This window comes from Streptomyces sp. NPDC028368 (assembly GCF_055565615.1).
On record NZ_JBVHTY010000004.1, the window covers coordinates 536973 to 555758 of the forward strand.

General features: G+C 69.2%; 16 protein-coding genes and 2 pseudogenes. 10 read left to right on the plus strand and 8 right to left on the minus strand.

The features are described 5' to 3' along the window. Window positions 1–9 precede the first annotated feature (9 nt). Window positions 10–918: a universal stress protein gene (locus tag ACZ4S3_RS12490; RefSeq protein ID WP_467931287.1), complete on the minus strand. Its 909-nt coding sequence runs from the start codon at window positions 916–918 to the stop codon at window positions 10–12. A 264-nt stretch (window positions 919–1182) separates the two neighbouring features. Between ACZ4S3_RS12490 and ACZ4S3_RS12495 the strand changes: the two genes are divergently transcribed. Genes ACZ4S3_RS12495 through ACZ4S3_RS12505 form a run of 3 tightly spaced genes read left to right on the plus strand, consistent with a single transcriptional unit; the run spans window position 1183 to window position 5305 of the window. Next, on the plus strand, window positions 1183–3996 hold the full coding sequence (locus ACZ4S3_RS12495) for a cation-translocating P-type ATPase (RefSeq protein WP_467931291.1): 2814 nt from the start codon (window positions 1183–1185) through the stop codon (window positions 3994–3996). After that, complete coding sequence (locus ACZ4S3_RS12500) at window positions 3993–4652, plus strand: potassium channel family protein (RefSeq protein WP_467931295.1); 660 nt, start codon at window positions 3993–3995, stop codon at window positions 4650–4652. Before ACZ4S3_RS12495 ends, ACZ4S3_RS12500 begins: the two co-directional genes overlap by 4 nt. After that, window positions 4649–5305, plus strand: coding sequence for a potassium channel family protein (locus ACZ4S3_RS12505; protein ID WP_467931300.1), 657 nt, complete (start codon window positions 4649–4651; stop codon window positions 5303–5305). Before ACZ4S3_RS12500 ends, ACZ4S3_RS12505 begins: the two co-directional genes overlap by 4 nt. Before the next feature lie 22 nt (window positions 5306–5327). On the opposite strand, the pseudogene ACZ4S3_RS12510 reads toward ACZ4S3_RS12505, so the two are convergent. Both ACZ4S3_RS12510 and ACZ4S3_RS12515 read right to left on the minus strand, forming a co-directional pair. Beyond that, window positions 5328–5576 (minus strand): annotated as a pseudogene (locus ACZ4S3_RS12510) (DUF1918 domain-containing protein); the annotation flags it as partial. Window positions 5577–5893: 317 nt separating this feature from the next. Next, window positions 5894–6775: a universal stress protein gene (locus ACZ4S3_RS12515; protein ID WP_467931304.1), complete on the minus strand. Its 882-nt coding sequence runs from the start codon at window positions 6773–6775 to the stop codon at window positions 5894–5896. Window positions 6776–7017: 242 nt separating this feature from the next. Between ACZ4S3_RS12515 and ACZ4S3_RS12520 the strand changes: the two genes are divergently transcribed. The 5 genes from ACZ4S3_RS12520 to ACZ4S3_RS12540 all read left to right on the plus strand — a co-directional run bounded on the left by ACZ4S3_RS12520 (window position 7018) and on the right by ACZ4S3_RS12540 (window position 12267). Then, complete coding sequence (locus ACZ4S3_RS12520) at window positions 7018–7389, plus strand: universal stress protein (RefSeq protein WP_467931308.1); 372 nt, start codon at window positions 7018–7020, stop codon at window positions 7387–7389. Window positions 7390–7485: 96 nt separating this feature from the next. Next, window positions 7486–10089, plus strand: coding sequence for a cation-translocating P-type ATPase (locus ACZ4S3_RS12525; RefSeq protein ID WP_467931312.1), 2604 nt, complete (start codon window positions 7486–7488; stop codon window positions 10087–10089). Between the two features lie 145 nt (window positions 10090–10234). Continuing rightward, entirely contained in the window at window positions 10235–10696 is a 462-nt protein-coding gene (locus ACZ4S3_RS12530) for a Crp/Fnr family transcriptional regulator (RefSeq protein ID WP_467931316.1), read from the plus strand. A 178-nt stretch (window positions 10697–10874) separates the two neighbouring features. Then, complete coding sequence (locus tag ACZ4S3_RS12535; protein ID WP_467931321.1) at window positions 10875–11750, plus strand: universal stress protein; 876 nt, start codon at window positions 10875–10877, stop codon at window positions 11748–11750. Window positions 11751–11790: 40 nt separating this feature from the next. After that, window positions 11791–12267: a CBS domain-containing protein gene (locus ACZ4S3_RS12540; protein WP_467931324.1), complete on the plus strand. Its 477-nt coding sequence runs from the start codon at window positions 11791–11793 to the stop codon at window positions 12265–12267. A gap of 59 nt (window positions 12268–12326) precedes the next feature. Here the strand turns inward: ACZ4S3_RS12540 and ACZ4S3_RS12545 are convergent, their stop codons facing one another. Both ACZ4S3_RS12545 and ACZ4S3_RS12550 read right to left on the minus strand, forming a co-directional pair. Next, window positions 12327–13031: a helix-turn-helix domain-containing protein gene (locus tag ACZ4S3_RS12545; RefSeq protein ID WP_467931328.1), complete on the minus strand. Its 705-nt coding sequence runs from the start codon at window positions 13029–13031 to the stop codon at window positions 12327–12329. A 38-nt stretch (window positions 13032–13069) separates the two neighbouring features. Continuing rightward, window positions 13070–13253 (minus strand): annotated as a pseudogene (locus ACZ4S3_RS12550) (alcohol dehydrogenase); the annotation flags it as partial. Window positions 13254–13434: 181 nt separating this feature from the next. Here ACZ4S3_RS12550 and ACZ4S3_RS12555 point away from each other — a divergent pair. Beyond that, a complete protein-coding gene (locus ACZ4S3_RS12555) occupies window positions 13435–14880 on the plus strand; it encodes an MBL fold metallo-hydrolase RNA specificity domain-containing protein (protein WP_467931332.1) in 1446 nt (481 codons plus the stop codon). A gap of 105 nt (window positions 14881–14985) precedes the next feature. On the opposite strand, the gene ACZ4S3_RS12560 is transcribed toward ACZ4S3_RS12555, so the two are convergent. Further along, window positions 14986–15855 carry a universal stress protein gene (locus ACZ4S3_RS12560; RefSeq protein ID WP_467931337.1) on the minus strand — a complete coding sequence of 290 codons (870 nt, stop codon included), beginning with the start codon at window positions 15853–15855 and terminating at the stop codon, window positions 14986–14988. A gap of 23 nt (window positions 15856–15878) precedes the next feature. Next, window positions 15879–16541, minus strand: coding sequence for a CBS domain-containing protein (locus ACZ4S3_RS12565; RefSeq protein WP_467931340.1), 663 nt, complete (start codon window positions 16539–16541; stop codon window positions 15879–15881). 227 nt (window positions 16542–16768) lie between these two features. On the opposite strand from ACZ4S3_RS12565, the gene ACZ4S3_RS12570 reads away from it, so the two are divergent. After that, the gene (locus ACZ4S3_RS12570; protein ID WP_467931344.1) at window positions 16769–17761 is read left to right on the plus strand and encodes an Acg family FMN-binding oxidoreductase; all 993 of its coding nucleotides are present in this window, start codon (window positions 16769–16771) and stop codon (window positions 17759–17761) included. On the opposite strand, the gene ACZ4S3_RS12575 is transcribed toward ACZ4S3_RS12570, so the two are convergent. Further along, window positions 17737–17889, minus strand: a complete 153-nt coding sequence (locus ACZ4S3_RS12575; protein WP_467931636.1) for a hypothetical protein — start codon at window positions 17887–17889, stop codon at window positions 17737–17739. The genes ACZ4S3_RS12570 and ACZ4S3_RS12575 overlap by 25 nt on opposite strands. Between the last annotated feature and the right edge of the window lie 897 nt (window positions 17890–18786).

Sequence of the window (18786 nt, forward strand, 5' to 3'; positions counted from 1 at the left end):
CGGGTGAACTCAGCTCCGCGGCACGACCGCGACCGGGCAGCCGGCATGGTGCAGCACGGCGAAGATGACCGGCCCGAGCAGCATCGGCGAGCGATGCATACGACGCCCGACGACCAGCAGACCTGCCTGCGAGCAGGCTCCTAGCAGCACTGGGGCGACTCTGCCTTGCTCCACCTGTTCAACGACGTCGACATCGGGGAACTTCGCCCGCCAGGGCGCCAGGGCGTCGGCAAGAATCCTCTCTTCGCCGACTGCGGGCTCTTGTCCGCTCGACGCGGGTGCGGTGGGCACGAATCCCACGGTCGCAGGAGGCTCCCAGGCCCGTACGGCGCGCACGCGTGAGTGGTGGGCATCGGCGGCCGCGAAGGCGAAACCCAGTACCACCTCACCCTGTGTGCCCGGATCCTGCACGCCGACCACGACCTCGGGCCGTCTGTAGGCGGCGGTCTCCTCCTCGCGCACGGTGACCACTGGGCACTTCGCGTGACCCAGGACGTTCAGACTGACCGAGCCGAGAAGGAAACCGGCGATTGCGCCGTGCCCACGCGATCCGAGAATCATCAGCGCGGCCTGCCCGCTGCGGTCCACCAACGCGTCCACCGCTTGCTCCGAGACCTGCTCGGTCGTCACCGAAATTCCCGGCTGCAGCCCGAGCGCCATCGCTTCGGCTTTGCCGAGCGCCTCGGACCCGTAACGCTTTTTATTGGCGGCCTCCTGAGCAATCGGGACGTTCAGTGGCTGGGACACCCAGGAATGCAGAAGGTGAAGCGGGATACCTCGGGCCGCTGCCTCTGCGGCGCCCCAGCGCACGGCAGGCACGCTGTTCCCGGTTCCGTCCAGTCCTACGACAACAGTGCCGCCCATGACGTACCTCCGCGCAGACAGGGCCACGGGTGCGAACTTTCTCGTTCCCAGCATCGCGGCAGCCCAGGAGCAAACCCATGGGCCGAGCGGGCCCTACCGAAGGGACACGTGGTGCGCTGACGCGCCACTCACTCGGGTGTACTCGCAGCGGGCGAGGTCCAGGTCTCGGCCCGCTTCGGGGTCCTTCGGCCCATCGCCTTGCCGCCCCGCGTCAGGTGAGCCTGGAGGGGCGGGAACATCCCGGGCGAGGAGGCAGCGTGACGCGGTGCTGAGGCTTCATGCAGCAGAAATGACGACGATGCGAGGTTCTAGGCGGTCATGTCGGTCCGTATGCGGGCGCGCGCCCCCAGTGACGACGACTCTGCCTCCGGCGGGTCGACCACCGGGCCGGCCGACGTCCAGCAGTTGTCGTCCGCTGGCCTCCACACGGCGCTGGACACACCACTGGGGGGTCTCACCAGCCAGGAGGCGGCGCGGCGACGCGCACGTTGGGGGCCGAACGAACTGCCGCGCGCACCCGGGAGCGGGGCCTGGCGCCTGATTGCCGCACAGTTCACCGATCTGTTCGCCTTGGTGCTGCTCCTCGCCTCCGCCAGCACCTTCGTCATCTATGCGGTGGGGCGCCCTCGGGACGTCGGCACCTTGCAACTCGCCCTGGCGATTCTCTGTGTCGTGGTGCTGAACGCCTCCATCGGTTTCGCCCAGGAGTACTCCGCCGAACGCACCTCGGAGTCCCTGCAGGCGATGGTGCCGCACAGATGCCGCGTACTGCGGGGCGGTGAGGCGAACGACATCCCGGTGGTGGACCTTGTCCCCGGTGATGTGGTGCTGCTGGAGGCCGGGGACGCCGTGCCCGCGGACTGCCGCCTGGTCGAGGCTCATGACGTCACCGTGAACAACGCGGCGCTGACGGGCGAGAGCGCCCCCGTGACCCGTAGCGCCGAGCCGGTTGACGCGGGCCCGCTGCTCCAGGCCCGCAATTGCGTCTTCATGGGCACCGATGTCATCTCGGGGAGCGCCCGGGCCATGACGTTCGCGACCGGGGCAGCCACCGAGTTCGGACGCATCTTCAAACTGGCCGCGGCCGCCCCGCGTCAGAAGACCCCGTTGCAACGCCAAGTTGCCGCAATGGCCCGTCGGGTGGCCGGCACGGCCGTAGCGATCGGGGGGCTGCTGTTCGCCGTGCGTCTGCCCACGGGGGAGGGGGTGGTGGGATCCTTCGTCTTCGCCCTCGGAGTGATGGTCGCGCTCGTGCCCGAAGGATTGCCGGCCACTCTGTCGGTGTCCCTGGCGATCGGCGTACGCCGGATGGCACGCAGCCATGCCCTGGTGAAGAAGCTCCTGGCGGTCGAGGCACTCGGTTCCACCACCGTCGTCTGCACGGACAAGACCGGCACCCTCACCCAAGCGGAGATGACCGTCGCGCGGATCTGGGCCGGTGGCAGGACGCACCTCGTTTCGGGCGTGGGGTACGCCCCCGTCGGAGACGTCCAGGATTCTGCAGGGGTGCAGCAGTTGCTGCTCGGTGCCGTCCTGTGCAGCAACGCGCGGCTTCTCCGGCCGCGGGGGCGCGGGCACTGGAGGGTGCTGGGGGACACCACCGAGGGGGCTCTGCTGGTCGCGGCCGCCAAGGCTGGGGTGGATCCGGTGGCGCACGAGACAGATGCGCCCCGCACCGCGGAGTATCCCTTCGACGCCACCCGGAAGCTGATGAGTACGGTGAACGGCACACCGGCCTGCGGCTACGACGTCCACGTCAAAGGGGCACCTCAAGCGGTTCTCGCACGGTGCACCGACATCGCCTGGCAGGGACGCAGTCGGCCGCTCGACGAAACCGCCCGGGAAACGGTCGATTCGGCCAATGACGAACTCGCGTCCCAAGGACTGCGTGTCCTGGCTGTGGCACACCGCACCGTGTCCGTACCGCAACCAGGTCGCCAGGAAGCCGAGTCCGGGCTGACCTTCCTGGGCCTGGCCGGCATGTTGGACCCGCCGAGGGCCGAGGTCAGCGCTGCTGTCACCGCCTGCCGCCGGGCCGGCATCCGCATCATCATGCTCACTGGCGATCACCCGCTGACCGCTGAGGCGGTTGCTCGCCGCGTCGGCATCGTGCGACATCAGGACCCCGTCGTGGTGAGCGGAGCGGAGCTGGACGCGCGGGACGAGCCCGGCCTGGATGCTCTGCTCGCTCTCCCCGGCGAACAGCTGCTCTGCAGAGTGAGTCCCGAACACAAGATGCGGGTGGTGATCGCCCTGCAACGGCGCGGCGACGTGGTCGCCGTCACCGGGGACGGCGCGAACGACGCGCCCGCGCTCAAACACGCGGACATCGGAGTGGCAATGGGCGCCTCCGGTACCGATGTGGCGCGGGAAGCCGCGGTGATGGTGCTGCTCGACGACTCCTTCGCGTCCATCGCCACCGCCGTCCGCCTCGGCCGCGCGGTGTACCGGAACATTCGCAAATTCCTCGTCTACCTCTTCAGCCACAACATCGCCGAACTGGTCCCCATCCTCGCGGCCACCTTCGCGGGCTTCCCCCTCGTCCCCATCACGGCGGTGCAGATCCTCGCGATCGACCTGGGATCGGATGTGCTGCCCGCCCTGGCGCTCGGTGCCGAACCACCCGAACGCGACGTGATGGACCGCCCGCCCAGGCCGCGGAACGAACCGCTGTTCTCTCCCGCGGTGCTGCGCCGGATTCTGTTCCTCGGCGGCATCCAGGCCGCGGGAGTGTGCGCGGTGTTCTTCTGGCACATCAACGCCACCGGCATTCCGTACGCCCATTTCACAGCCGACGCCCCGGCCTACCGCCACGCCATCACCCTCGTACAGGCGGGAATTGTGGTGAGCCAGTTCTTCAACGCGCTTGCGGTGCGCACCGAACGGGAGAGCATCGTGCGGGCCGGACTGCTGAGCAATCCCTGGCTGCTGGCCGCAGGTGCCTTCGGTATCGGCCTGATGGCGGTAATCAGCTACCTGCCGCCCTTGCAGGCGGTGTTCCATACGGCGCCGCTGAGTGCCGCCGACTGGGCGGTACTGGCCGCGCTCGGCGCGCTGCTGCTCGCCGCCGATGAAGGGCGCAAGGCGTGGCTGCGCCGACGCACCGCCACGGCACAAGGAGGACCCTCATGAAAGTGCTCATCGCCGGGTGCGGACGGACCGGCGTCGCACTCGCCGTGCGACTCTCGGCGGAGAAGCACGACGTACGGCTCATCGATCACGACCCCCGGGCGCGGAGTCTGCTGCCCCCGGGATTCCCTGGTCACTTCCGCGTCGGAAACGCTTTCAGCCGCCCGGTCCTCGAAGCGGAGGGCATCGAGGAAGCCGACGCCTTCGTCGCCGTCACTTCCAGCGACAACACCAACATCGTCAGCGCACGGACTGCCAAGGAGAACTACCGCGTGCCTTCGGTCATGGCCCGCATCTATGACCCCCGGCGCGCCGACATCTACCGGGAGCTTGGTATTCCCACCGTCGCCAGCGTCCGATGGACCGTCTCGCGGATCCACCAGATGCTGCTGCACCGCGAGTTGTCCCCGGACTTCGCCTTCGGCAACGGGGAAACGCTCCTTGTACGCTCCCCGCTTCCGGCCTATCTCAACGGACGGCGGCTGTCAGAGTTCGACATCGACGGCGAGATCCGTGTCGTCGAAGTGACCCGAGCGGGACGCTCGTTCGTCCCGATGCACAGCACACCGGCCGAACCCGACGACCTGGTCACCTTTGCCGTGGACGCGACTGCTCTCGGCCGGCTGCGTGGCTTCCTGAACAAGGAGTGGGGAACATGAGAGCGCTCATCGCCGGCGCGGGCCGCCTGGGAGCGCAGATCGCGCAGGTCCTGGCCGCCGCCCACAACGACGTCACCCTCATCGACATCGACCCCGACCGGATCGCCGCACTCAGCGGCAGTATTCCTGTGCCCATGAGGGTGGGAGATGCCTGTGCCCCCGACTTCCTGGAGGCCGCGGGTGTCCGCGGAGCCGACCTGATCATCGCCGTGACGGGACGGGACGACGACAACCTCGTGATCAGCCTCCTGGCCAAGCGGCAGTTCGCTGTGCCACGGGTCGCGGCCAGGATCAACGACGGGGAAAACGCCTGGATGTTCACCTCCCACTGGGGCGTGGACATTGCCGTTCCTGCCGCCACTCCTCTGATCTCCCTGATCGAGGAAGCAACCGGAGCCACCGACACCGTCGCGTTGCTGCGCCTGAGCAAGGCCGGCGTCGAGGTGATAGAGACAGTGATCACCTCGCGCTCGCGAACGGCGGGTGCCGCGCTCTCGGACATCGTGTTGCCGAACGGGACCGTCGTCGCCACGGTGGTGCGCGACGGACAACCAACTGCCCCCGCACCGGAGATGCGGCTGCGCCCCGGCGACGAAGTTCTCCTGGTGTCCCATCACGCGACGGAACGGGACGTCCAGTCGGCCTTCCAGTGAACGGCAGGATTCAAGCGGTGCCGGCTTCCCTCCTGCCGGCCTTCGTCGTCCGGTCGGGACCGGACATGGAAGCTCCCGGAGGGTGCTCAAGATGCCGGATGTGCGCGTCGGGCCCAGGAAAGACGACCGATACATGATTGGTGTCCGACCAGCGCACGTCATAGGGCGGAGAGCCGTCCTCGTGGTGCAGTCCGATGATCTCTCCGTCCCGCCGCATGGCACCCGTGGTCGGACTCTCGACCACGAGCTGATCGCCAATGTGTGCCTTCACGGTCCTCACTCCTCTGCGCGCCAGTGCCATGCTCCGACCCTGCCACGGCGAGGGACGGACACGTATGGGGCGAAGCGCCCGAGCCAGTGGCCGGATGGTCCTCGACCGAAAGCAGGGCCGGTCGGCCCATGGACAAGGCTCGACCGGATCTCGTGCAGGGCGGGCCTGTGAGTTTTACTGAAAGTGACGAGGAGGACAGGGAGACGCGGAGCAGCGGAGTGAAACCGCGCACCGCGCAATCGGGGCCCGCGAGAAGTGGGCAGTCCTCCTCGCCTCTGTGTGCACCTGCCTGGCGATGGCGTTACTTGTGAGGGTGGTCAGTCGGTACTTTCTTCGGGCACGATCGCGATGCTGCACTGCGCGTAGTGCAGCATCGCATGGTTGACGAGTCCGAGCTGCAGCCCGAGCGCGTCGCTTCGCCGTCGCGCTCCCGCCACCAGCAAATCTGCGTGGGCAGCGGCTTGCAAGAGCGCCGGCCGCGCGCGGTTCTCGACGACGATGCGGCGCACGGGCACATCGGGATGCATGGCCGTGGGCCGTGCGAGAGCCTCATCCAGCCATCGCTTCGCCTGCTGCTCATGGAAAAGCCGGGTCTCGTCGAACTCTCCGGCGCGCACGGTGGCGCTTTCCCGGCGCGGACGCGTCCAGGCGTGCACCACTTCGACCCCACAGCCACGCAGAGCCGCTTCCGTGAAGGCGAAATCGACGGCTGCCTTCGTGGTGCCTGGCGCTCCGAGCCCGAGCACGACCCACCGTTCGTGCGTCGCGCCCGGGGCATCGCCACGTACCACGATGACCGGGCAGCGGGCACGAGCTGCGACCGTCAGGCTCACCGACCCGAGGACGATGCCGGAGAGGCCGTGCCCCCGGCTGCCAACAATGATCGCGGCGGCACGCTCGCTCGCATCGAGCAGTGCGTAGGCCGGGTCCTCTTCGCAGACGTCGGCCGTCACAGCCACCTCCGGGCGCCGGGCCCGCGCTCGCTCTTCAGCAGTGGCGGCAATACGCCTGGCGGCGCCGGCGCGCTGGGTCCGTGGCGAGCCGCCGACAGACAACGCAGACGCTTCATGCCGTGCCCACAACGATGCGTACAACAGACGCAGCGGGCATCTGCGAAGTGCTGCCTCATCGGCGGCCCAGTCCACCGCGCGCAGTGCATCAGCGGAACCGTCGGTGCCTACGACAAGAGGATCGGCCATCCGTCTCACCGCCTTGGAGGAAGCAAGGGCCGTCAGAAGCCATCGTGTGGCCGGTGTGGACGGGAGAACAGGGGCTCAACGGCCCAACGGCGGACCTTTCGTCCTTGGAGCGGATGGGGAGGGGGCTGTGGACCGGCGTCCCCATGCGCGGTGCCTCACCGCGTCGGAAGCTGGTGGGAGAGCACGAGTGTGCACGGCGGTGCGGGGGAGTGCCGGCCGGATGTCGCATCGCGGAGGTAGCCATGAGCAGCCAGCCGAAGGAAGTCGGCCGCATCGTCGTCGGAGTCGATGGATCGGAATCGTCCAAAGAAGCCTTGCGGTGGGCGGTGCGTCACGCTGAGCTGACCGATTCCACCGTCAACGCGGTGATCGCATGGGAGTACCCGCCGCTCTACGGTTCGATCGGCTGGCTCGATGCGCCGCAGGAACTCGCGGGGGACATGAAGGTGTGGGCGGGCCAGGTACTCGACGACGCCATCAGAGAGGTTGTGAAAACCGGCGATGCTTCGCGGGTCAAGGCAACCGTGGCGTACGGAACGGCCGCTGCGGTGCTGCTGGACGCGGCCCGGGACGCCACCCTCCTGGTCGTCGGCAGCCGGGGACACGACCACTGAGAGCCGGCGTTGACTTTTTGGCGAGCCCGGCCGCCAACGGACCCCTGGGCCGCGCACCTGGCCGCCGCCCTCGCCTCGTACCCCCGGAGGCCGCCCGTGCCCACCGAGCAGCAGAGAGCAGAACCGGATGCCACCTCGGGGCTCTCCGAGCACGAAGCGGCGCGACGCCTCGCAGTGCACGGACCGAATCTGATCGCAGCACGCCAACCGACACCGTGGTGGCGCCGGGTCTGGCAGCAGATCCGCGATCCGCTGATCCTGGTGCTCCTGGCAGCAGCCACAATGACCCTGGCCACCGGGGACCTGGCCGACACGACCGTCATCCTCCTGGTCATCACGGTCAACACCACGGCCGGGTACATCCAGGAGGTCAAAGCGGAGCACGCGGTGGCGGCACTCTCCGCGATGAGCGCCCCCGCGGCCAGAGTCCTGCGTGGCGGCGCGGACCGCTCGGTGGCGGCATCGGACGTCGTACCCGACGACCTGATCCTCCTCGCCGAGGGTGACATCGTCCCGGCCGACGCGAGAGTGGTCGAGGCAGTGCGGCTGCTGACCGATGAATCATCGCTCACAGGCGAATCCGCGCCCGTGGCCAAGGAGGTCGGGGAGGGATCCAAGCCCCCGCTACTGGCGGCCGGCACGGTTGTCGTCCGCGGCCGCGGACGTGCGGTGGTCACTGCTACGGGCCCCGACAGCACCCTGGGCCGGATCGCCACGATGGTGACCCGCGCGCCAGGACCGACACCACTACAGCAGCGACTGGCGGCGTTCGGCCGACTACTGGCAGCCGTGACGGTGGCCCTGTGCGCCGTGGTGCTCGCTCTCGGCCTGGTGCGCGGCCAGCCGGTGGAGCTGATGGTCGTGGCCGCCATCAGCCTGGCCGTGGCGGCCATACCCGAGTCCCTGCCCGCCGCGGTGACGCTCTCGCTCGCGCTCGGGGCGCGCCGCATGGCGGCACGGCACGCCATCGTGCGGCGGTTGCCCGCCGTGGAGACGCTCGGCTCCGTCACGGTCCTCGCCAGTGACAAGACCGGAACCCTCACCGAAGGCCGCATGCTGGCCGAGCGTCTGTGGACCCCCGCAGGTCAGGCCACCGTCACGGGAAGCGGGTACGCGCCGGCCGACCGCCTGGAACGGGCGGGCAGCGTCGTTTTGCCCGAGGACGCCTCCGACCTCGTGGTGCTCCTGGAAGGCGCGGTGCTGTGCAACGACGCGGCGCTGCAGCCCCCGGACGGAGGCGACGCGGCATGGCGTGCGTTGGGTGATCCGACGGAAGCGGCGCTGCTCGCCGCGGCGGCAGGTCTGGGCTTGGACAAGACAGCAATCGATCGCAGGCTGCCGCGGGTCGAGGAGGTCCCCTTCGACCGACGCCGAAAGCGCATGACGACCATCCACCGCCTCCCGGCCGGTGGCTTGCGGGTCGTCTGCAAGGGTGCTCCCGAGGCAGTGCTGCGACCCGAGGTACTCAGCACCGAGGCGGCACTGCGCGAGCGGGCCGTGGCACTTGCCGACGCGTGGTCGGCCGCGGGCTACCGCGTACTCGCCATCGCCTCCGCCGACGTACCGGAGCAGGACGCACCGCGGGAGTGCTGGGAGTCGCAGCTGTCCCTCGTCGGCCTCGTCGGCATTCTCGATCCTCCCCGTGAGGCGTCCCGCGCGACCCTCGCCACCTGCCACGAGGCAGGCATCACCCCGCTCCTCATCACGGGAGACCACCGCCTGACCGCGACCGCCATCGCGCGCCGTCTGGGCATCGTGGCCGATGCAGACCAGGTCACCACCGGGGAACGTCTTCGGGAGGGGATCAGCGGGCCGTTGACGGGCTCTCGGGTGTACGCACGTACCAGCCCGGAGCAGAAGCTGGACATCATCCGGGCGTGGCATGCCGCCGGGCATGTGGTGGCGATGACGGGCGACGGCGTCAACGACGGCCCCGCCCTGCGTCAGGCCGACATCGGCGTGGCCATGGGGCGGCGCGGAACCGAAGTGGCCCGCCAGGCAGCCGACCTCGTCCTCGCCGACGACAACCTCGCCACCGTCGTATCGGCGGTGGAGGAGGGGCGCCGCATCTACGCCAACGTCCGCCGCTACCTGCTCTATGCCCTGGCCGGCGGGACCGCGGAGATCCTCGTCATGCTGATCGGGCCGTTCATGGGCCTGGCGCTGCCGCTGCTCCCCGCACAGATCCTGTGGATCAACCTGCTCACCCATGGGCTGCCTGGAGTGGCGCTGGGCGCGGAGCCGGTGGAGCCGGGCGTCATGCGGCGTCCGGCGCGTCCCCCTGAGCAGAGCGTTCTTGGGGCGGGGCTATGGCCTCGCATCCTCGTGATGGGGTCCGTGGTCACGGCAGGCACCCTCACGGTCGGCGTGTGGGCGCACCAGACCGGACGTCCCTGGCAGTCCCTGGTCTTCCTCGTGCTCGGTGCGACGCAGCTCGGTGTCGCCCTCGGGTCGCGCAGTCGCCCGCGCAGCCTCGCCAACCCCTTCCTCCTGGCTGCCGTGGCGGCTGCCCTGGCTCTTCAGGTGGCCGGCGTTCTGCTGCCTGCATTGCGGTCCCTGCTGGGAACCGAGCCGCTGGTGTGGTCCGATCTGGCCCTCGGGCTGGCATCGGTGTGCTGGGGATATCTGGCGATGCGTGTCCAGAGCAGATTTTTCCGAGCGGCTCCCGTCGACCGGCGTGGTGGCCTCCAGCCTCGGTGAACTCCTCTGCCCTGGGGCCCTTCGGCCCACCACACCGCGCCGAACAGCCCCTGCACCGAACACCGGCTGCGTGCGCACTCTGGTGGTGACCGGCATGTGCAAAGCCGGCGGCCGCACGTCGTCGGCGGATCCGGGAGAAGCCGTCATGACCACCACGCCACTGCTCAATGCGCTTCCAGTCGACGGGCGCGAACGCCTGATGCAGCTCGCCCACGAGGTGTCGTTTCCGGCAGGGACGCGGATCTTTGAGGAACACGGACTCGCCGACCGGTTCTGGATAATCCGCACCGGTTCGGTGAATCTCGACATCCAGGTAGCGAGCGGGCGGTCGGCGGTTGTCGACATGCTGGGCCATGGCGACCTGGTGGGCTGGTCATGGGTGGTGCCGCCGTACACCTGGCGCATGGGAGCGGAGGCATTCACCCCCGTGCGGGCGTACGAGTTCGATGCGACGGCGGTACGTGCCCTGTGCGAGGCGGACCCGGCCCTCGGGCTGGCAGTGACCCGTCGTGTCCTCGACGTGGTCGCACGCCGCCTCCAGGCCACGCGGCTTCGTCTCGCCGATATGCGCGGGCCCGGAGCAAGCACCATGCCGGCTCCCTCATGAAGGCAGCCAGGTATATCACCCCGCGCATGCCCTGGGCAGGGAGTGCCCCGACGGCCGCTTCAAGGAGAGCCGAGCGACCCACCCGTTCGACTCCATCCGGCCCTGCTCCCTGACGGCGGACGATGCAACGGTGACGGAAAGGGCACTTCTTCGCTGATGTGGGAAGGCGGTGGGGACGATGGTGCGCCCCCTGGTCGTCGGTGTGGACGGATCGGACGCCAGCTTCCTGGCGTTCGACTGGGCGGTGGACGAGGCTGCCCTCCACGAACTGCCGCTGCGTTTGGTGTACGCCTCCCGATGGGAGCGCTACGAGGACGCGGCGCTCGGGCTGAGCCTGAAGCGCCCTGCCGGGGAAGTACTCGCCGACAACATCGTCGGGGCCGCGGTCGAACGCGCCAACCAGCGCAACGCGGACGTCAATGTCTCCACACAGGTGCTGGGGGACGACCCGGCAAGTGTGCTGCTGCGTGAATCCGACCATGCGTCCGCGGTGATCGTCGGATCGCGCGGCCGCGGCGCCTTCACCGGCCTGTTGCTGGGATCGGTCGGGCTGGCCGTCGCAGGCCGGGCCCGGTGCCCCGTGATCGTCGTACGCGGAGACAAGGCGGGGCTCGCAGGGACACATGAGCGCGTCCTCCTCGGCGTCGGCGACTCGGCCAAAGGCTCGGAAGCCGTCCGATTCGCCTTCCGGGAAGCAGCGGCCCGTGGCTGCACCCTCGATGCTGTCCGCGCTTGGCGCTGCCCCGCGCACGAGACCGCCGACCACCCGCTGCTCGCCGGAGATCCGGAGCGCTACCACGAGGGCCGCGCATCGGCGGCGCTGGACGAGGCGCTGGAGGAGACGGCCGGTGAGTCTCCGACGGTGCGGATACGGCGCGCCACGGCTGAAGGACCGGCCCACAAGGTGCTGACGCGACGCTCCGCCGCCGCGGATCTTCTGGTACTTGGAGCGCAGCGCCGCGACGGTCACCTGGGTCTCCAACTCGGGCGTGTGGCACACACCGCTCTGCACCATGCGGAGTGCCCCGTAGCGGTCGTGCCGCAGCCGGCGTGAACGCAGGTCCAGCCCTCGTCTCATAAGGTAAGGACCGCCCATGCGAACCCGTGACGTGATGCGGACACCAGCGGTGACGGTCTCGCCCGACGCCACGCTGACAGAGACTGCACAGCGGATGCGCGAGTGCACCGTCGGATGCGTCGTGGTGGCGTCCGGCAAGGCGATCCAAGGGGTCGTCACGGACCGGGACTTGACCGTGCGCGGGCTCGCGGCGCAGGCGAGTGCGACCACTCCCGTCAGCGACGTGATGACGGCGCCGGCCATCACCGTGCGAGCGGACGACGACGTGGATGAGGCATATCACACCATGCGCCGAGCGGGCGTTCGCCGGCTCCCCGTCGTAGCAGGGGACCGGCTCGCGGGGCTGGTGACCATGGACGACCTGCTCATGGACGTATCACGCCGCATCGGCGAACTGCTGGAGCCCCTCTCCTGGTGCGCACTTGGCGAGCCACCCGGGCCGCCGCACTCGTCGGACGATGCGGGTGCGCCCAGCCGAGCGCCGGGACTGTGAACTCCCCCGTCCGACCGAAGCCCCCGTTCAACCTCTCGTCCTTCAACCCCTCGTCATCATCAGGTGGTTGCCGATGGTGCATGCGAGCCCATGACGCGAATGCGTCGGCCGGTGATCCGTGTGGGGTGGATGGCGATCCACTGGTGCCGTCCGTCGCCCACCCAAGGACCGGTGTGTGCGTGTTCCTCCAGCCGGCGGGACTCGTAGGAGTTGGTGACCACATGGGCGCGTCCGACGACCAGGACGCTCCAGCCCTGGCTGAAGGCGTCGTCGATGTGATCGACCTCCAGCGCGACCTCCTGGCCGGCCGCTGCGGCGGGGCCGGCTTCTGGCGCGGTGCGGTAGGCGATCGACTCGTCGGCGACGGTGTAGTTCACGGGGAAGACCGCCGGCGCGTCATCGATAGTGACCGCTACCCTGCCGACGCCGTGGGTGGAGAGCCGTTCCCGGCACTCGGCGGGGCTGAGTACCAGTACCTCGGGATGCGCCGCTGCCTTACCGAAGCCCGCCGGCAGCTCCATCGTCCCTCCCACCAGCTCGGCCACCGTCGTATCCAGCGCGCTGGCAAGGCGCAGCATGAATCCGATGCCCGGCTCGGCAGCGTTCTCCTCCACGTACTGGAGGTACCCCGGCGAGGCAGCGGCACGAGCCGCGACCTCTTCGCGAGTCAGCCCCAGCTGCTGCCGGCGCAGCGCGGCGCGTCGCCCAAGGTCACTGCGGGTCTGGACCGGCTCCGTGCCGGGGTCGGGCTCCTTGTCCGTCATCGCGTACACATCCCTTCGTCTAGCGGTGTCAGCGGCCTCCCCTGCGCCGTCCCCGGCGCCACGTAGGGCACATCCCCTTTGCGGATGTGCAGGTCGGCCCCACAGATCGTGACGACGTCGACGTCGACGCGGACGACGGCGTCGGCCGCGTCCTTGATGCCAGGATTCCGGGACCTGGTGCCACGAGGCCTGGCCGGGCCCGTGCTGGACGAGTGCCTTCATGATGCGCATCTCCGTGCACGAGGCAGGTGAGTTGCCTTCATGCCCAGCCTCAGGCTGAGCGCATGCCCGGCACATGGGCCGGTCGGCCCCCACGCGGGGTGCATCGGCCCCATCTGCCCAGGTGCTGAGAGTGTGACCGTTGAGGCGATGCACCGTGCCCACAGCGACAGGAGGTTTCGCCATGGATCCCGCAGCGCCACCCGTCGCTCCAGCCCTTCGGTTGCGACCGGCTCTGCTGACGTTTCTCGGCGGGGTCGGCACGGTAACGGGCAGCAAATTCCTTGTCGAGAGCGACCACGCCCGGGTCCTGGTGGACTGCGGACTGTTCCAAGGAATCTCCGAACTGCGGCGCCGCAACTGGCGCCGGTTGCCGTGCGACGCGGACACCATCCACGCGGTAGTGCTGACCCACGCCCACCTCGACCATTGCGGCTACCTGCCAAGACTGGTCCGCCACGGGTTCCGCGGGCGCATCTTCGCGACGGCCAATACGGCGCGGCTCGCCGGGATAGTGCTGCGTGACAGCGCGCGCCTGCAGGAAGAGCAAGCCGCACACGCCAACGAGCACGGCTGGTCGAAGCACCGCCCAGCCCGCCCTCTCTACACCAGCGACGACGCCGAGCGCACGATGAGCCTCTTTGTCTCCGTGCCCTTCCACGAGGAGATCGGGGAGGGGACAGAGATTGCCCCGGGCACACAGCTCAGCCTGCACCGCGCCGGCCACATCCTCGGCTCCTCCTGGGCGCGACTCACGCTGGAGGACGGACACACGCTGGCCGTCAGCGGCGACCTCGGACGTCCGGGACACCCGCTGCTACGCCCGCCCCAGCCGTTCTCGGGTGCAGACGTCCTCCTGCTGGAGTCCACCTATGGCAACCGTCGCCACCAGGGAGAACAGGGGCGTGAGATTTTCGCTGACGTTCTGGCACGCACCATCCAGCGGGGTGGATCGGTGGTCATCCCGTCGTTCGCGATCGACCGTACAGAGGTGGTGCTGCACGAACTCGCCGCGCTGCGTTCGAGGGGCAGACTGCCCGCCTCGGTCCCGGTCTTCGTGGACAGTCCGATGGCACTGGCCGCGCTGGATGTCTATACGGAGGCGATTCGGACGCAAGCTCCGGAGCTGCGGCCCGAAGTGCTCACGGCCGGCAGCGCCGCCCTGGCCCCCGAGCCATTTCTGGCCGCCCGATCAGTGCAGGAGTCCATCGACATCAATCACACCCGCGGGCCCGCCGTCATCGTTTCCGCGTCCGGCATGGCCACCGGCGGCCGCGTCCTGCACCACCTTCGCAAACGACTGCCCGACCCGCGGAATGCCGTGGTGATCGTCGGGTTCGCGGCGCAGGGGACCCGCTCGCGGGACCTGGTCGACGGCGCACGCGCCCTGAAGATGTTCGGCGAGTACGTGCCGGTGCGCGCCGAAGTCGCCGATGTGCCGCACTTCTCCGCACACGCCGACCAGCGGCAGCTTCTGGACTGGCTGCGCAAAGCGGCACCGCCACAGGTCACCTACCTCGTGCACGGCGAGCCCGACGCGGCGGCGACCCTCAGGGACCGGATCGACCACGCGTTGGGATGGACCGCTGTGGTTCCCCGTTCCGGAGAGCACGTACTGGTACGCGGATGAGTATCCGGCACCTGGCACAGTTCACGAGGCAGTCAACAGAGACACTCCACCACGCACCCCGGCGCGGAACTGCAGCGTGCTGTGCCATGGGATCAGTCGGTGGGATCAGTCATGGGGAACGATCGCTACCGGACACGGGGCGTGGTGGACGGCCGCCTGTACGACATGGCCGATGCGAGGCGGCAGCAGGCGGCCACGGTGCCGACGGCCGACGATCAGCAGTTCCGCGTTCGCGGTGCCATGCAAAAGCGCCGGCGCCGGGCTCTCCAATATCACCTGTTCGTCGACGTGCACGTTCGGGAACTTCTCCCTCCACGGGCGCAAATCTGCAGCCAGCTCGGACCGTGCGATCTGAGCAGACTCCTCGGCAGCGATCCGTTCCACGCCGCCGCCGCGGTTGTAGGCGTACGCAGACAGGTGTCTGCCGTGTACGGCACGCAGTGTGACGGCCCGCCGTGCGGCGGGTTCGAAGGCGAACGCCAGCAACCCGTTGCAGGCGGCGTGCAGACTGACGCCGACTGTCACATTGCCCTTCCCGATACGGTCCGGGGCGTCCTGCTGGGCACGGACAAGAACCGTCGGGACAGCGGTCCGGGTCACCAGCTCCAGACCGATCTCTCCCAGGGTGAAGCGCGCGGCGGCCCCGAGACCTCGCGAACCGAGAACCAGCAGGTCCGACTGCTCGGCCGCCTTGGTCAGGACATCCAACGGGTCTCCGCGCACCAAGCTCACGTCCACCGGAAGGTCCGGGTAGGACGAGACGACTGCTGCCCGAGCCTCATCGGTGATCCGGTGCGGCCGGCGGTTCTGTTCCGCCTCCTCTGGCGGCCCGCGCGGCGGCTCCGGGGCGAGCGGAATCCGGGCGTGCAGAAGCCGCAGCCGCGCCTGGCGCAGTTGCGCCTCCCTCGCTGCCCACAGTGCCGCAGACAGGGACTGGAGGGTGCCGTCCAGACCGACCGTGATGAGCTCCTTCATGCGTGTGCTCCGCTCCCTCCGACTCAGCCGGCCGAGTCGGCGGCCATCGCTGGCTTCAGGTCTTCGGAGACCGAGACGACCCCGTCGACACTGGCGCACATCCGGACGAGAACGGGAACCAGAAGAGACTCGTCCACGGAACCGTGCAGTGCCACCTGGCCCTGCACGACGTCAGCGGTCACGCCTGCTGCGCCGAGGCGTGCTGTGCGTCCGATGACCTCCCGGGATATCTCCTCCTGGATTGCCTTGTCCTTGCGCAGGAAGACCCGCAGCAGATCGCTGCGGCTGACGATGCCCAGCAGCCGGTCCGTCTCATCGACCACGGGCAGACGCTTCACGCTCTGCACCTCCATCAGCCGTGCCGCCTCCACCACGGTCCATTCCGGATGAGCGCAGACCGCCGGAGCGGACATGAGCTCGCCGGCGGTACGGCCCTCGGCTCGGGCCCTTTCCCACGCCTCAAGGTGGGGCAACGGCGTCCTGCCGGAGAGATCGGTCTGGTCGGCCGCCTTCCGTAGCAGGTCGGCCTCCGAGACGATCCCGGCCGGCCTGCCGAGGCTGTCGAGTACCGGCACCGCACTCACCGCGTTGTCGGCGAGGATCTGCGCGATGTCCTTGAACGGCGTATCGAGCTGAACGCTCACGACCTTTCTCGTCATGAGCTCACCTATCGTGCGGTGCTCCATCTCCGGCTCCTTTCACCACGAGGGACGGCGCATTGCCCCCGCTTCTCCAGCGTGGCCGGAAAAGCGCCTGTCCCGACATGAGCCACTCGGCCCCATCGGCCGACCGGCAGGCCCGAAGGGCCCGAGTGGCCTGTGGTGAGGGTCCTATGGCCCCTGACACGGCCAGCGCGGTCCCACCACGCTGAAGAAGCCACCGATCCACCGTCTGCCCCGTTCGGGAGGCCCCGGTGTTCACCCAGACCCTCGACGACACGCTGGTGAAGGCCCTCGTCGCCGAAGCCATTACCGCGCCGTCCATGCACAACGCCCAGCCCTGGCACTTCAGCTACGCCCGCGGCAGCCGTACATTCACCCTCTCCGCCGACCTCGAGCGCGCGATGCCCCACGCCGACCCCACGACCCGAGGCCTGCACCTGGGTTGCGGAGCCGCGCTGCTGAACCTGCGAGTGGCCGCATCTCACGTAGGCCACCGCACATCCACGATCCTCCTCCCTGACCCGCACGCCCCGGCTCTTCTGGCCACCGTGCGGCTGGACGACCCTCATCAGCGCTTGGACGAGTCCCTCCCCGGTCTCCATCCCGCCATCCGCAATCGCCACACCAGTCGCTCCCCCTTCAGCGAACGCCAGATCTCGGACAACGTCCGCGCCGCTCTCATCGAGACCGCTGCCCGCGAAGGCGCACAGCTGAGCTTCCTCACCACCCCGCACCGTGAGACCGTGCTGGACCTGATCATGCATGCCGAGGGTTACAACCGGATGGACGACGGCCGCGACGCGGAACAGCGCCGTTGGACCCACGACACCGCTGCCGAACCAGCAGTCGACGACGGCGTCCCGGACTACGCCTTCGGACCCCGTAAGCGCACCGGCTCCACTCCCGTCAGGGACTTCGCGGGCCGAGGCACGGTGCCCGACCGCGACTACGCCGACTTCGAGAAAAGCCCCCAACTGGCATCGCTCAGCACTAAGGGCGACACCGCGGCCGACTGGCTATGCGCCGGCCAGGCATTGGAGCGAGTGCTGCTCGTGGCCACCCTCCGCGGGCTCGCCAGCTCCTTCGCGACGCAGCCCGTCGAATGGCCGGACCTGCGATGGATCCTGCGCGACCCGCAGTCCGGCACCGGCTACGTGCACATGATCCTTCGCCTGGGGTACGGCCCACAGGGACCCAGGACCCCGCGACGTTCGGTGGATCAAGTGCTGACGATCAAGCCGTGATGGGCCAGGCCGGTGAGGGTGACGACGATGAGCTGGGCGACGGAGAGGCCGAGCAGTACACCGCGGCGTGAGCGGTGGGGGAACTTCACGGTGGCCGGGCCGTCAGGCTGATGAGTGTCGGGATGCATGGCAAAGCCGTCCTTGGAACGTGGTGAGAAGAGAAGGAAAGGGGGACGGGGCGGGCGGGCCGAGCGCAGCCAGGTGCCCGCCCCGTCAGATGGGAGCTACGAGCCCGATCCACCCGGTGGCTTGGGGTAGATCCACCGCTGCGGCGTGGTACCGCCCCGCGGTGGAGGTCCGCTTGCCGGTGGCGGCCCGCTGGGCCCTGGCGCAGGCGGATCCATCCGCGTACTCGCGGCAGCCGAAGCGCCCTGGGGCGTCGGTCCGGACGAGACCGGTGCCGAGGCTGCCGCCGCGCCCGAGGTGGCCCCCTGGCCGGGACGCTGGATCAGGGGCTGGCCGCGGTCGCTGTCCGTGGGAGGCCGCTGGATCAGCGCCCGGCCCTTGTCACCCGTGGCGTTGGGATCCTCGCCGTACCGGAAGTGGGTCTGCTTCGGCTTCCCGCCACCGCCCGAGCCGCCGGTCGGATCGATGCCGGAGGCGACACCATCCGTGCCCTGGCCCGGCACCTTCGACGGCCCCTGCGGAGCCGGCGTAGGTCGGCCTGGTACGCCGTGCTCCACAGCCGCGCCCGGCGACAGACGCCGATGCGGCGCTGCCGGGCAGATATGCACTTGAGGAGCTCCGCCTACCGCTCCATCGCCGACAAAGAAGACCTCGAAGAACTACCCGCGCCATCACGTCTCACCGCGGGGCCGCGACAGCCTCTTGGAGATCACCGACAACCGCCTCACCGACACACCCGCCTGTGTACAGGTCGGCTGGGCGCCGGACAACCGCTGATCTCCCCTCACCTCCACGACCGAAGGCGCTGGTGGCAGTCCGATAGCGTCGCGGACAGCCGCCTATACCCGCGGCATGCCGCGGGGTGCAATCGACGCACCGGAGCCCTCCGTCCTCAGCAG

Excerpts from the sequence above, each read along its gene's own strand:
- ACZ4S3_RS12490 (WP_467931287.1), bottom strand. The coding sequence starts at position 918 with ATGCTGGGAACGAGAAAGTTCGCACCCGTGGCCCTGTCTGCGCGGAGG.
- ACZ4S3_RS12495 (WP_467931291.1), top strand. The coding sequence starts at position 1,183 with ATGTCGGTCCGTATGCGGGCGCGCGCCCCCAGTGACGACGACTCTGCC.
- ACZ4S3_RS12500 (WP_467931295.1), top strand. The coding sequence starts at position 3,993 with ATGAAAGTGCTCATCGCCGGGTGCGGACGGACCGGCGTCGCACTCGCC.
- ACZ4S3_RS12505 (WP_467931300.1), top strand. The coding sequence starts at position 4,649 with ATGAGAGCGCTCATCGCCGGCGCGGGCCGCCTGGGAGCGCAGATCGCG.
- ACZ4S3_RS12515 (WP_467931304.1), bottom strand. The coding sequence starts at position 6,775 with ATGGCCGATCCTCTTGTCGTAGGCACCGACGGTTCCGCTGATGCACTG.
- ACZ4S3_RS12520 (WP_467931308.1), top strand. The coding sequence starts at position 7,018 with ATGAGCAGCCAGCCGAAGGAAGTCGGCCGCATCGTCGTCGGAGTCGAT.
- ACZ4S3_RS12530 (WP_467931316.1), top strand. The coding sequence starts at position 10,235 with ATGACCACCACGCCACTGCTCAATGCGCTTCCAGTCGACGGGCGCGAA.
- ACZ4S3_RS12535 (WP_467931321.1), top strand. The coding sequence starts at position 10,875 with ATGGTGCGCCCCCTGGTCGTCGGTGTGGACGGATCGGACGCCAGCTTC.
- ACZ4S3_RS12540 (WP_467931324.1), top strand. The coding sequence starts at position 11,791 with ATGCGAACCCGTGACGTGATGCGGACACCAGCGGTGACGGTCTCGCCC.
- ACZ4S3_RS12545 (WP_467931328.1), bottom strand. The coding sequence starts at position 13,031 with ATGACGGACAAGGAGCCCGACCCCGGCACGGAGCCGGTCCAGACCCGC.
- ACZ4S3_RS12555 (WP_467931332.1), top strand. The coding sequence starts at position 13,435 with ATGGATCCCGCAGCGCCACCCGTCGCTCCAGCCCTTCGGTTGCGACCG.
- ACZ4S3_RS12560 (WP_467931337.1), bottom strand. The coding sequence starts at position 15,855 with ATGAAGGAGCTCATCACGGTCGGTCTGGACGGCACCCTCCAGTCCCTG.
- ACZ4S3_RS12565 (WP_467931340.1), bottom strand. The coding sequence starts at position 16,541 with ATGGAGCACCGCACGATAGGTGAGCTCATGACGAGAAAGGTCGTGAGC.
- ACZ4S3_RS12575 (WP_467931636.1), bottom strand. The coding sequence starts at position 17,889 with ATGCATCCCGACACTCATCAGCCTGACGGCCCGGCCACCGTGAAGTTC.